This window comes from Pseudomonas sp. GL-B-12 (assembly GCF_019955895.1).
Classification (GTDB): Bacteria; Pseudomonadota; Gammaproteobacteria; order Pseudomonadales; family Pseudomonadaceae; genus Aquipseudomonas.
On record NZ_JAHBCX010000065.1, the window covers coordinates 1 to 12,737 of the forward strand.

Below are 12,737 nucleotides of genomic sequence, written 5' to 3' on the forward strand. Positions count from 1 at the left end.
ACATTTGATCTTCAGTGAACACAGAATATGTGTACGACAGAGTTCCAGTGTGGGAGCGGCGGTGCGGCGATCCGACTTGCTCGCGAAGGGGCCTGAAGGTCAAACCCTGAACTGATTGATCAAGCGTCGCTGCTGCTCGGCCAGCTTGGTCAAGTCCGCACTGGCCGCACTCGACTCATCCGCACCACCGGCCACTTCATTGGCCACCTGCCCGATGTTGATCACATTGCGATTGATGTCGTCCGCTACCGCACTCTGCTCTTCGGCCGCGCTGGCAATCTGGGTGTTCATGTCGTTGATCACCGACACTGCCTGAGTGATGGTTTCCAGCGCTTCGGCAGCCTTGGCCGCGTGCTGCACGCTTTCGTCCGTGCGGTTCTGGCTGTCCTCCATGACCCGCACCACATCCCGCGTGCCTTGTTGCAGCTGCTGAATCATGGTCTGGATTTCTTCGGTGGCCTTTTGCGTCTTCTGCGCCAGGTTACGCACCTCGTCGGCCACCACGGCGAAACCTCGGCCCTGTTCTCCGGCACGGGCGGCTTCGATGGCTGCGTTCAGGGCCAGCAGGTTGGTCTGCTCGGCGATTCCGCGAATGGCGGTAAGGATGGCGTTGATGTTTTCGCTGTCCTTGGCCAGGGTTTGCACCACGCCGACGGCCCGGCCGATCTCAACGGCGAGGGCGCCAATCGAGTTCGAGGTGTCGCGTACGATCTGCATGCCCTGGCTGGCGGCCTGATCGGCATGGTTGGCGGCCTGTGCGGCCTGGGTCGCATTGCGCGCCACGTCCTGGGCGGTGGCGGTCATTTCCTGCACGGCGGTGGCCACCTGATCGATCTCGGCCATTTGTTTGTGTACACCGGTGTTGGTGCGGATGGCGATGTCGGCGGTGTGTTCCGACGAATCGCTGACGCTCTGCACCGACGTCACCACCTGGGTGATCATCGCCTGCAACTTGGCCAGGAAAGTATTGAAGCCCTTGGCGATCGAACCCAGCTCATCGGCACGGTCGCTGGTCAGGCGTCGGGTAAGGTCGCCTTCGCCCTGGGCGATATCGTCGAGCATGGCCACCATCTGTTTGAGCGGACGGGCGATGCCGTGACCCACCAGCCAGATCACCAGCAAACCGATACCGGCAATCACCAGGCCGACCATCGCCATGCCGAAGGTGTCGGATTTGCGCTGGGCGTCCAGGTCGGCCTGGAGTTTTTGCAGGTCGGCCATGACCGCATTCAGTGGCAACTGGAGCATCAGGGTCCAGCGGGCGTCGGTCTGGGCGATGCCGAACGGCAGGTACAGCTCGATCCGGCCCTGGGCCTTGTCGACGGTGTAGGTGACTTCGCCGCGCTTGAGATTGGCCATGTTTGCGATCTGTTTGCTGTCGAGGATGTCGCTGACTTTCTCGCCGAATTTGCTCGGATCCTTGGTGTAGGCAACGATCCGGCCATTGCCGCCGATCAGGGCCATTTCCCCTGCACCGCTGTAAAGCTTCTGGTTGGCGCCCAAGAGCATTTCCTGGATGAAGTTCACCGACAGGTCGGCGCCGACGATGCCCTGGAAGGCACCGTTGAGCATGATCGGTTCTATAAAGGAGGCGAGCATGACGATTTTATCGCCGACCTTATAAGGCGCTGGATCGATCACGCAGGATTTCCTGGTTTCTTTCGAACACAGGTAGTACTCGCTGGCGCGTACGCCGGTGGACAGGGTTTTCTGGTCGTCGACGTCCACCAGCTTGTCCAGGCCCAGGGTGCCGTCGTCGTTGCGGAACCACCAGGGCAGGAAACGCCCGTTGGCGGCGTCGATGCCGACCACCGGCGTGCCGACGTAGGCTGCATCGTTGTGATCCAGTGCGTCTTTTTCCCATCCGATGTAGGTGCCGAGGATTTTCGGGTTCTTGACCACGTTTTCCTTGATCAGGCCGATCAATTGCTCGCGGCTGAGGCTCAGCGCAGGCTGGCCATCGGCCCCCGGTGTGCCGATCAGGGCGTTGACCCGCACCAGTCCGCCGGCAATCAGCAGCGGCGCTTCGAGCTCACGCTGGATCTGGCTGACTTGGGTTTGCGCCAGGGACGTCAGACGTTGTTCGATGACTTGCTCGAATTGCGCCTGGGTCCGCTCCTGGACCATATCTTGGGTCCGCGCGCCGGAGAACAGCGCGTACACCACCAGCGCTGCCACGACACTAAGGACAATGGCGCCGGCTAGGGCCGCCACGGAAAACTGGATCGACTTGAATTTCATGGGGGCTCCGCACGGGAAAAGACGTCTGCCCAGGTGTATCGGCAGGGTGGCGGGCGGGCATGAGCGCGGGCAGCTGAAATGACTGTTTTTGCGTGCCGGATGTCGTAATTGAATCAATGCGCACGTGATGGGCTGCGGGTTGTCGCTATATGTGAATTTTTTCTACGGCGATGAGAGCTTTGTCCGAATTGTGCGTCTTACGTCCATTGTATCTGGCGTCGATATATTTCCACGCCTAGGATACGCGGCATGTTTTCTGGGAGTTTGTTGATGAACAAGATTTTGGTTGTCAGTGCGCTGGGCGCAGCGCTTTTGCTCAGCGGTTGCCAGTCGGTCAATACCACCAGTGGCGGCGCTGTAGGCGTTGAGCGCAAGCAGTACATGTTCAGCATGTTGTCCGAGCAAGAGGTCGACCAGATGTACGCCCAGTCCTATCAGAAGACGGTGGGCGAAGCTTCCAGCAAAGGTGTGCTGGACAAGACCAGCAATGAAGCCAGGCGGGTTCAGGTGATTGCCGACCGGCTGATTGCCCAGGCGCCGAACTTCCGTCCGGATGCGGCCCAGTGGAAGTGGGAAGTCAACCTGATCAAGAGCGATGAGCTCAACGCCAACTGCGGCCCTGGCGGCAAGATCATCTTTTACACAGGGCTAATCGACACCCTGAAGCTGACCGACGATGAAATCGCCGCGATCATGGGCCATGAAATCGCCCACGCCCTGCGCGAGCACGGTCGTGAAGCGATGTCCAAGGCTTACGGCATCGAAATGGCCAAGCAGGGCGCCGGTGCCTTGTTGGGATTGGGGCAGGACACCATGGCCCTGGCCGATACCGTGGCCAACTATGGCATGACCTTGCCCAACAGCCGCGCCAATGAAAACGAAGCGGACCTGATCGGCCTGGAGCTGGCGGCCCGCGCCGGTTACAACCCGAATGCCGCGATCACCCTGTGGAACAAGATGAGCAAGGTCTCGGAAGGTGCGCCACCGGAGTTCATGAGCACTCACCCGGCGTCTTCGAGCCGTATAGCGGCTTTGCAGGCGGCGATTCCGAAAGTCATGCCGCTTTACGAGCAAGCCAGGAAGTCCTGATTGAGTTCAATAAAAGCTGAGACTCCTCAGCTTTTGTGGCGAGGGAGCTTGCTCCCGCTCGGCTGCGGAGCAGTCGTAGATCCGGATTACGCGTCGAATCTGACAAAACGCGATCATCTGGTTTGGGGCTGCTATGCAGCCAGCGGGAGCAAGCTCCCTCGCCACAATGACTGCCTTACCCCGTCAAACCCACCCGCTGCTCTGCATCGCCTTGTACACCGCGACAATCGCCAGGATGAAGAACGCCGACGCCGCCAGTCGACGGATCAGGGTCAAGGGCAACTTGTCCGCGGCAAAGTTACCCGCCAGAACCACCGGTACGTTGGCAATCAGCATGCCGAGGGTGGTGCCGATGATCACCAGCCAAAGCTCTGGATACTGGGCCGCGAGCATTACGGTAGCGATCTGAGTTTTGTCGCCGATTTCCGCCAGGAAGAACGCGATCAGCGTGGTCAGGAACGGCCCGAACTTGCGGGCGGTGCTGGCTTCGTCGTCATCCATCTTGTCCGGGACCAGGGTCCACAGCGCCGTGGCGGCGAAGCTTGCGGCGAGGATCCAGTGCAGCATCGTATCCGAGAAGAAACTGCCGACCCAGGCACCGACTGCACCGGCGGCTGCGTGGTTGGCCAGGGTCGCGGCGATGATGCCGGCGATGATCGGCCAGGGTTTGCGGAAACGGGCAGCGAGAATGAGCGCGAGCAGTTGCGTCTTGTCGCCGATTTCGGCCAAGGCAACGATTGCGGTAGGTACGAGTAGTGAATCCAGCATCAGGGGTTTTCCTAAGGGGCGGGTCGACACGGCTATGACACGTACAGCCTTCCCGCCCCGGGTAAGGTGTTCGTGTCATAGGTCTTGTCAAACCCTGCGATCCATCTGATGTGGATGCTTGGGTCGCATGCGCCATGGTCTGAGGACCAAGTATGTTGACGCATGCCGGACGAGCGTGGCGCTCGTGGGAGACTACTCCCCTAGGACGGAGCGGATTCTGCCTAGGCAAAATCCATTCGGCAAGTACAAATTTTTATCCGCGCTTGGCTCGGTAGATTCTGAAACCCTGTCCTTCGGCCTTGATCGCACACACGCCAAGATGCTCTTCGATCAACGGTTGATACTTCAGGAAACTGTTCGCCACCAAGCGCAGTTCGCCACCGTTTTTCAGATGTTTAGCCGCTTTTCGCAGCAAATTTTCCGTTGCGAAATAGTCGGTGTGCACGCCGACATGGAACGGCGGATTGCTCAGGATCGCACTCAAACCCATCGGCGCGGCATCGATTCCGTCACCGGTAATCACCTCGGCTTCCAGACCATTGGCAGCCAGGGTCAGACGACTGCTGGCAGCGGCAAAGGCATCCACATCCAGCAACGTGACCTGGTTGTGCGGGTAACGACGTTTCACCGCCGCGCCCAGAACCCCTGCGCCGCAACCGAAATCGAGCAAGTGACCGCTGGGCAGTTTGTCCAGATGCTCCAGCAGCAGCGCGCTGCCACGATCGAGTCGACCATGGCTGAACACCCCAGGCAGGCTGATGACCTTCAACGGGCCTTCGGCCAGCGGCAGTTCGTAGGCCTGCGCCAGGCTTTCCAGCGGTTTGGCTTCAGGCGCGTTGGCTACGGTGACCAGCCAGAGCTGGCAGTGGCGCGCGCTGTCGAGTTTGCGCGGCTTGCCGAACGGGTTGAGTTGTTTGGCGGCACCTTCGATGCCGCTTTTTTTCTCGCCGACCAGGTACAGCTCGCGGCCGGCCAGCCGCGAGGCGAGGGCGTTGAGAATGTAATCGGTCAGGTCCTTGGCCTTGGGCAGAAAGACCACCGCTGTATCGAACTCGCGCTCGGGCGCATTCACGCCAAAATGGCTGCGCTCGGCGAAGCGGGCGTCCAGCGCGGCCTGATCGCCGGCGTGCCAGCACCAGCCATGAGCTTCGGGCAGGCGGCCCAGCAAGTCGTCGGCGGGCAAACCGGCCAACAACACCGAACCCTGGAATAACTCGGCCTGACGAAGCAGTACTTCACTGCGCGGATCCATAACTGCTCCCGTGGAAAAAAGTGCCGCAGTTTATCAACTGACGACTCGCAGCGCCTTACCGCTGAAGTATCCCAGTGCGTTTTCGCTCACTTGGCCAACGATTCGCTGGCGCGCTTCGCGGCTGCCCCAGGCGTTGTGCGGGGTGACGATCAGGCGCGGAATGTCGTGGGCCAGCAGCGGATTGCCGTTGACGGGAGGCTCGACGCTCAGCACGTCAGTGGCGGCGCCGCCCAGATGCCCGTTGCGCAAGGCGTCGGCCAGCGCCTGTTCATCAATCAATCCACCGCGTGCGGTGTTGACCACGAACGCGCCGGGTTTCATTGAGGCCAGTTCGCGGGCGCCGATGAAGTGGCGAGTGTGCTCATTGAGCGGGCAGTGCAGAGTCAGGGCATCGACCTGTGGCAACAGTTCATTCAGTGGCAGGCGGTCCGGCCGGGCAGGGCGTCCGGGAATTTGCCCCAGCACAACGCGCATACCGAAGGCTTCAGCCAACCGTGCGACCGCGCCGCCCAATTCGCCATGTCCCAGCAGGCCAAGGGTTTTGCCTTCGAGTTCGACAATCGGGTAATCCAGCAAACAGAACTGTTTGGCCTGCTGCCAGCGGCCTTCGCCTACGGCTTTTTGATAATCGGCCAGACGCGTGGCCAGATTGAGCAGCAACATGATCGTGTGCTGCGCCACCGACGGCGTGCCGTAACCCTGACAGTTGCACACAGTAATTCCGTGGGCGCGGGCGGCGGCGAGGTCGACGTTGTTGGTGCCGGTGGCGGTGATCAGGATCAGCTTGAGATCAGGGCTGGCGGCCATGGCGGCGGCATCGATGACAATTTTGTTGCTGATGGCGACGGTGGCGCCCTTGAGATGTTCGATGACTTGATCGGGCAAGGTCTGGGTGAACAGCTGCAAATCACTGAAACAACGGCGCAGCGGGTCGAGGTCAAGGTCGCCGAGGTCCAGGGACGGGTGGTCGAGGAAAACGGCGCGGCGAGTGTTCGTCATCAACTGTACCTTTTGTGCAATGAACTGAAGGCGTAATCTGCCGAGCCTACCAGATGAAATAAATAGTTACGCTTGGCCTGAAGGAGCCCCCATGTACTGGACAGAGTTCTTGACCGTTGCCCTGATTCACCTGCTGGCCGTGGCCAGCCCCGGCCCGGACTTTGCCGTGGTGGTGCGCGAGAGTGTTACCCACGGTCGCCGCGCGGGCACCTGGACCGCGCTGGGTGTGGGTACGGCGATTTTCCTGCACGTGGGTTACTCGCTGTTGGGTATCGGCCTGATCGTGTCCCAGTCGATCGTGCTGTTCAATGCCTTGAAATGGGCCGCTGCCGCTTACCTGCTGTACATCGGTTACAAGGCGCTGCGCGCGCAACCGGCCAAGCCAGTGGCGGACGACCTGCACAAGGAAGCCGGCGAGCGCACCGCCCGTGGTGCCTTCACTTCAGGTTTCGTCACCAACGGTCTCAACCCGAAAGCCACGCTGTTCTTCCTCTCGCTGTTCACCGTGGTCATCAATCCGCAAACGCCACTGGCCGTGCAGGCCGGTTACGGGGTTTACCTGGCGGCGGCGACAGCGGTCTGGTTCTGCCTGGTGGCGATGCTGTTCAGCCAGCAGCGCGTGCGCGCCGGTTTCGCCCGCATGGGTCACTGGTTCGACCGGACCATGGGCGCGGTGCTGATTGCGATTGGCGTGAAGCTCGCTTTTACCGAGATGCATTGATTCTGTAGGCGCTACAAGCAGTGAATCCCTGCGGATGATGGCGCAACGCTAGTATTTGCGGGGTTCTGCAAATCATTCCTTTGGCTGATTTGGCTGGCGTTCAGGGGCACTACAGTGCGTACTTTCAGTCACGACCGTGCAGTCAGAAAAAGGGATTCTTATGTTGCAGACTCGCGTTATCCCCCCGGCCGAAGGCGCTTACCAGTACCCGCTGTTGATCAAACGGCTGCTGATGTCCGGTGCCCGTTATGAGAAAACCCGCGAGATCATCTACCGCGACAAATTGCGCTACAGCTACCCGACCCTGATCGAACGGGTAGCCCGCCTGGCCAATGTGCTGACAGCGGCCGGGGTCAAGCCCGGGGATGCCGTGGGTGTGATGGACTGGGACAGCCATCGTTACCTGGAGTGCATGTTCGCCATCCCGATGATCGGCGCGGTGATCCACACCATCAACGTGCGCCTGTCACCGGAACAGATCCTCTACACCATGAACCACGCCGAGGACCGCTTTGTGCTGGTCAACAGCGAGTTCGTCGGCCTCTACAAGGCCATCGAGGGGCAACTGACCACGGTCGAGAAGACCCTGCTGCTGACTGACCTTCCGGAAAAAACCGCGGACCTGCCGAACCTCGTCGGCGAATACGAACAGCTGCTGGCTGCGGCGAGCCCGCAGTACGACTTCGAGGATTTCGACGAAAACTCGGTCGCGACCACGTTCTATACCACCGGCACCACCGGTAACCCCAAGGGCGTGTACTTCACCCATCGGCAACTGGTGCTGCACACCATGGGCGTGTCGACCATCATGGGCGCAATCGACAGCGTGCGCCTGCTGGGCACCAACGACGTGTACATGCCGATCACCCCGATGTTCCACGTCCACGCCTGGGGCTTGCCGTATGTGGCGACCATGCTCGGGCTCAAGCAGGTGTATCCCGGCCGCTATGACCCGGAGTACCTGGTGGAGTTGTGGCGCAAGGAGAAGGTCACGTTCTCCCATTGCGTACCGACCATTTTGCAGATGGTCCTCAATGCCAAGGCCGCGCAGAACGTCGACTTCGGCGGCTGGAAAATCGTCATCGGCGGCAGCGCCCTGAACCGCACGTTGTACGAGGCGGCCAAGGCCAAAGGCATTCAGTTGACCGCTGCGTACGGCATGTCGGAAACCGGGCCGCTGGTCTCGTGCGCGCACCTCAACGACGAATTGATGGCCGGCACCGAAGACGAGCGCACCACTTACCGGATCAAGGCCGGCGTGCCAGGGCCACTGGTGGAGGCGGCGATCGTCGACACCGAGGGCAACTTCCTGCCCGCCGACGGCGAGACCCAGGGCGAACTGGTGTTACGGGCACCGTGGCTGACCGAGGGGTATTTCAACGAGCCACAGAAGGGCGCCGAGCTCTGGGCCGGAGGCTGGCTGCACACCGGTGACGTGGCGACCCTGGACAGCATGGGCGTGATCGACATTCGTGACCGGATCAAGGATGTGATCAAGACCGGTGGCGAGTGGATCTCCTCTCTGGACCTGGAAGACCTGATCAGCCGTCATGCGGCGGTACGCGAAGTAGCAGTGGTGGGGATCCCCGATCCGCAGTGGGGCGAGCGGCCGTTTGCCCTGCTGGTGCTCCGTGAGGGTCATGCAATCGGGGCCCGGGAACTCAAGGAACACCTCAAGCCGTTTGTGGAGCTGGGGCACTTGAGCAAGTGGGCGATTCCGAGCCAGATCGCCCTTGTTACTGAAATTCCCAAGACCAGCGTCGGCAAACTCGACAAGAAGCGCATTCGTGTCGACATCACCGAATGGCAAGCCACCAACAGCACCTTCCTCTCGACGCTTTAAGCGCCTCTCGGCGTGCCCGAAAGGGCACGCCAGCCCCACCAAGCAAGCGCTTGGCTTGTCAAATCGAATTTTTCAGCCATTCTTGCCGTGCCGACGGGTGTCGGACTGGCGAAAGGACTGTTCCAGAGTGGCTGGCAACTGCAAATCACACTTTAGAGGGATCAAGCGCTACTACCTGCTGGCTATAGTCCGTTCAAGGATTTTTAAGAACGGGGCAACCGCACGAACCGGGGCGATGCAACTTTGGAATGACTTTGGGACGCCATGGCTCCCGGTTATCCACAGCGTTTTTAGAAGTGCTCATTGCCATAAAAATAAAATGCACATGGAGTAGCGTCGATGACATCAGTAAACCAGTTCTGGCGCCGGGCGAAACTGCCCCTGGCTGTCAGTCTTGCCTCTACGCTCGCCGGGCCAGCATTCGGCGTCAGTTTCAACGTTGGTGAAATCGAAGGTCAGTTCGACTCATCCCTGTCGATTGGTGCCAGTTGGTCTACTCAGCAGCCGAACAAGAACCTCATCGGTGTCAACAACGGCGGCAAGGGTTTGTCCCAGACTTCTGATGACGGTCACCTGAACTTCAAGAGCGGGGAAACCTTCTCGAAGATCTTCAAGGGCATCCATGACCTTGAACTGAAATACGGCGATACCGGTGTTTTCGTCCGTGGCAAATACTGGTACGACTTTGAACTGAAGGACGAAAGCCGTCCGTTCAAGGACATCAGCGACGACGGCCGCAAGGAAGGCGCCAAGTCCGCTGGCACTCAACTCCTCGACGCCTTCGTCTACCACAACTATTCCATTGCCGATCAGCCAGGTTCCGTGCGTCTGGGCAAGCAGGTCGTGAGCTGGGGTGAAAGTACCTTCATCGGTGGTGGCATCAACTCGATCAACCCGATCGACGTGTCGGCATTCCGCCGTCCGGGTGCCGAGATCAAGGAAGGCCTGATCCCGGTCAACATGTTCTATGTGTCCCAGAGCCTGACCGAAAACCTCTCGGCCGAAGCGTTCTATCAAATTGAATGGGATCAGACCGTCGTCGACAACTGCGGCACGTTCTTCTCCCAGCCGGACATCGTTGCCGACGGCTGCGACAACAACTTGCGCGTGCTGAACAAGCGCTCGCAAATTCCGGCCATTGCCCTGGGGCCTTTGGCCGCCAACGGCGTCGACGTCAACGAAGAGGGTGTTCTGGTGCGTCGTGGCCCCGATCGTGATGCCCGCGACAGCGGTCAGTGGGGGGCGTCCTTCAAGTACATGTTCGATCCGCTGGACACCGAGTTCGGCGCCTACTTCATGAATTACCACAGCCGTGCGCCGATCTTCAGCGCCACCGGTGCGCCGCAGTCGGTCTACAACACGGCAAAAGCGCTGCCTGGCCCGTTCGCGGCACTCGGGCCACTGCTGGTGGCAGGTAATTCGCAATACTTCATCGAATACCCCGAGGACATTCGCCTGTATGGCTTGAGCTTCTCCACCACCCTGCCTACCGGTACGGCGTGGAGCGGTGAGATCAGCTACCGTCCGAACGCTCCGGTGCAGCTCAACTCCACCGACATCCTGTTCTCCGGTATACGTCCTTTGGGCAATAACAACCCGAACAATCCGTTGACCAATGCATCGCTGCTTACCGGCGTGCCGGGTCAAGACCTGCACGGGTATCGTCGCAAGGAAATCACCCAGTTCCAGACCACCCTGACGCACTTCTTCGACCAGGTCATGGGCGCCAGCCGTCTGACCCTGGTGGGCGAAGTGGGCGTGACCCACGTTGGCGGCCTGGAAAGCACGTCCGACGTTCGTTATGGCCGCGATCCGGTCTACGGCCCGGGTGAGTTGCCAGCCTCTGGCGCGCTCGATACCTGCGTGACGCTCAATACCAGCACCATCAACGGTGCCGGCCCGGGTACACCGACCAACAACCGCAGCCGCAACTGCACCGACGAAGGCTTCACCACCCCGACTTCGTGGGGCTACCGCGGTCGTGCCATCTGGGAATACAACGACGTGTTTGCCGGTGTGAACCTCAAGCCGAACGTTGCCTGGTCCCATGACGTGAGCGGTTACTCCCCTGGCCCTGGCGGCAACTTCGAGGAAGGCCGCAAAGCGGTGAGCCTGGGTGTCGACGCCGAGTACCAGAACACCTACACCGCGAGCCTGGCTTACACCAACTTCTTCGACGGCAAGTACACCACCGTGGATGACCGTGACTTTGTTGCGCTCAGCGTCGGCGTGAACTTCTAAGCACTGTATTTTCTGGACGAGCGCACATATGAAAATAACAAAGAGTCTGTTCCACGCCGGTGTTCTGGGCCTTTCGCTGCTGGCGACCAGCGTCATCGCAGCGGTTCCCCAGGCTGAGGCCGACAAGCTGGGCAAGAGCCTGACCCCGATGGGCGCCGAAATGGCAGGTAATGCCGACGGTTCGATCCCGGCCTGGAAACCCATGGCGAAGAACGCCGGTACGGTCGACAGCAAAGGTTTCCTGTCCAATCCGTTCGCCAGCGAAAAACCGCTGTTCACCATCACGGCGCAGAACGTCGACCAGTACAAGGAAAAGCTCGCACCGGGCCAGTACGCGATGTTCAAGCGCTACCCGGAAACCTTCAAGATGCCGGTCTATCCGTCCCATCGCGGTGCTACCGTGCCGGATGACGTGTTCGCCGCCATCAAGCGCAACGCCACCAACACCAACCTGGTGTCCGGCGGTAACGGTCTGGAGAACTTCGAAACGGCAGTGCCGTTCCCGATTCCGAAAAGCGGCGTGGAAGTTATCTGGAACCACATCACCCGCTATCGCGGGGGCAGCGTGACCCGTCTGGTGACCCAGGCCACACCACAACCGAACGGTTCGTTCAGCCTGGTGTACTTCGAGGACCAGTTCGTGTTCCGCGACAAGATGAAGGATTACGACCCGAAAAACCCGGGCAACATCCTGTTCTACTTCAAGCAGAAAGTGACCGCGCCGGCTCGTCTGGCCGGTGGTGTGCTGCTGGTTCACGAAACCCTCGATCAGGTCAAGGAGCCGCGTTCGGCGTGGGTCTACAACGCCGGCCAGCGTCGTGTGCGCCGTGCACCGCAAGTGTCCTATGACGGCCCGGGTACTGCAGCCGACGGCCTGCGTACTTCCGACAACCTGGACATGTTCAACGGTGCACCGGATCGTTACGACTGGAAGCTCGAAGGCAAGAAAGAGATGTACATCGGCTCCGATGCCTACAAGCTCGACGATCCGAAGCTCAAGTACGCCGACATCATCAAGGCCGGTCACATCAACCAGGACCTGGCTCGTTACGAGTTGCGTCGTGTGTGGCATGTGGTTGCAACCCTGAAGGAAGGTCAGCGTCACATCTACGCCAAGCGTGACTTCTACATTGACGAAGACACCTGGCAAGCAGCGGTGATCGATCACTACGACGGTCGCGGCCAACTGTGGCGCGTCGCCGAGGCCCATGCCGAGAACTACTACGACAAGCAAGTGCCGTGGTATGCCCTCGAAGCCCTGTATGACCTGCAATCGGGTCGTTACCTGGCGCTGGGCATGAAGAACGAAGAGAAGTCAGCCTATGACTTCGGCTTCACTGCCACCACCAGCGACTTCACCCCGGCCGCCTTGCGTCAGGATGGTGTTCGCTAAGGTGAACTGAGTAGAGGCCGCACCCTCTGAAAACGCCCCGACTGGTTCGGGGCGTTTTTTTTGTGGTGCGCCCAGCATGGGCGCAATCTTGTGGGTGAAAGTCCCGCCGTAAGCTGACCACAGCGAACGAAGCGAAGCGCAACTGCATGAGGGCGACCGAGTGTGGGGAGGAAGCGTGGAGCGAAACCGC

At 60.2% G+C, this 12,737-nt stretch carries 9 protein-coding genes, 1 pseudogene and 1 riboswitch; of the genes and pseudogenes, 5 read left to right on the plus strand and 5 right to left on the minus strand.

The genetic code is table 11. The annotated features are described in order from the left end of the window. Nucleotides 1-99: 99 nt before the first annotated feature. Both KGA85_RS31515 and KGA85_RS31520 read right to left on the minus strand, forming a co-directional pair. Nucleotides 100-942 (minus strand): methyl-accepting chemotaxis protein, encoded by an 843-nt coding sequence (locus KGA85_RS31515; RefSeq protein ID WP_411741683.1) that lies wholly within the window; start codon nt 940-942, stop codon nt 100-102. A gap of 12 nt (nt 943-954) precedes the next feature. Beyond that, nucleotides 955-2,241, minus strand: a pseudogene (locus tag KGA85_RS31520) (HAMP domain-containing protein); the annotation flags it as partial. Nucleotides 2,242-2,511: 270 nt separating this feature from the next. On the opposite strand from KGA85_RS31520, the gene KGA85_RS27325 reads away from it, so the two are divergent. Next, a complete protein-coding gene (locus tag KGA85_RS27325) occupies nt 2,512-3,330 on the plus strand; it encodes a M48 family metallopeptidase (RefSeq protein WP_223454763.1) in 819 nt (272 codons plus the stop codon). Nucleotides 3,331-3,513: 183 nt separating this feature from the next. On the opposite strand, the gene KGA85_RS27330 is transcribed toward KGA85_RS27325, so the two are convergent. The 3 genes from KGA85_RS27330 to KGA85_RS27340 all read right to left on the minus strand — a co-directional run bounded on the left by KGA85_RS27330 (nt 3,514) and on the right by KGA85_RS27340 (nt 6,349). Next, a complete protein-coding gene (locus KGA85_RS27330) occupies nt 3,514-4,098 on the minus strand; it encodes a TMEM165/GDT1 family protein (protein WP_046818984.1) in 585 nt (194 codons plus the stop codon). 90 nt (nt 4,099-4,188) lie between these two features. Then, nucleotides 4,189-4,311, minus strand: a riboswitch (yybP-ykoY riboswitch). Nucleotides 4,312-4,351: 40 nt separating this feature from the next. Then, nucleotides 4,352-5,350, minus strand: coding sequence for a class I SAM-dependent methyltransferase (locus KGA85_RS27335; RefSeq protein ID WP_223543532.1), 999 nt, complete (start codon nt 5,348-5,350; stop codon nt 4,352-4,354). A 33-nt stretch (nt 5,351-5,383) separates the two neighbouring features. Then, a complete protein-coding gene (locus KGA85_RS27340) occupies nt 5,384-6,349 on the minus strand; it encodes a 2-hydroxyacid dehydrogenase (protein WP_223454767.1) in 966 nt (321 codons plus the stop codon). A gap of 91 nt (nt 6,350-6,440) precedes the next feature. Between KGA85_RS27340 and KGA85_RS27345 the strand changes: the two genes are divergently transcribed. From KGA85_RS27345 to KGA85_RS27360, 4 genes are all read left to right on the plus strand, one after another. Continuing rightward, nucleotides 6,441-7,070 (plus strand): LysE family translocator, encoded by a 630-nt coding sequence (locus KGA85_RS27345; protein WP_150727989.1) that lies wholly within the window; start codon nt 6,441-6,443, stop codon nt 7,068-7,070. Between the two features lie 160 nt (nt 7,071-7,230). Next, entirely contained in the window at nt 7,231-8,913 is a 1,683-nt protein-coding gene (locus KGA85_RS27350; protein WP_223454769.1) for a fatty acid--CoA ligase, read from the plus strand. 339 nt (nt 8,914-9,252) lie between these two features. Continuing rightward, nucleotides 9,253-11,154 (plus strand): DUF1302 domain-containing protein, encoded by a 1,902-nt coding sequence (locus tag KGA85_RS27355; protein ID WP_223454770.1) that lies wholly within the window; start codon nt 9,253-9,255, stop codon nt 11,152-11,154. A 28-nt stretch (nt 11,155-11,182) separates the two neighbouring features. Then, on the plus strand, nt 11,183-12,547 hold the full coding sequence (locus tag KGA85_RS27360; RefSeq protein ID WP_223454772.1) for a DUF1329 domain-containing protein: 1,365 nt from the start codon (nt 11,183-11,185) through the stop codon (nt 12,545-12,547). Nucleotides 12,548-12,737 lie beyond the last annotated feature (190 nt).

Coding starts and splice junctions, on each gene's coding strand:
- KGA85_RS31515 (WP_411741683.1), bottom strand. CDS start 942: ATGATCACCCAGGTGGTGACGTCGGTGCAGAGCGTCAGCGATTCGTCG.
- KGA85_RS27330 (WP_046818984.1), bottom strand. CDS start 4,098: ATGCTGGATTCACTACTCGTACCTACCGCAATCGTTGCCTTGGCCGAA.
- KGA85_RS27350 (WP_223454769.1), top strand. CDS start 7,231: ATGTTGCAGACTCGCGTTATCCCCCCGGCCGAAGGCGCTTACCAGTAC.
- KGA85_RS27360 (WP_223454772.1), top strand. CDS start 11,183: ATGAAAATAACAAAGAGTCTGTTCCACGCCGGTGTTCTGGGCCTTTCG.
- KGA85_RS27325 (WP_223454763.1), top strand. CDS start 2,512: ATGAACAAGATTTTGGTTGTCAGTGCGCTGGGCGCAGCGCTTTTGCTC.
- KGA85_RS27340 (WP_223454767.1), bottom strand. CDS start 6,349: ATGACGAACACTCGCCGCGCCGTTTTCCTCGACCACCCGTCCCTGGAC.
- KGA85_RS27335 (WP_223543532.1), bottom strand. CDS start 5,350: ATGGATCCGCGCAGTGAAGTACTGCTTCGTCAGGCCGAGTTATTCCAG.
- KGA85_RS27345 (WP_150727989.1), top strand. CDS start 6,441: ATGTACTGGACAGAGTTCTTGACCGTTGCCCTGATTCACCTGCTGGCC.
- KGA85_RS27355 (WP_223454770.1), top strand. CDS start 9,253: ATGACATCAGTAAACCAGTTCTGGCGCCGGGCGAAACTGCCCCTGGCT.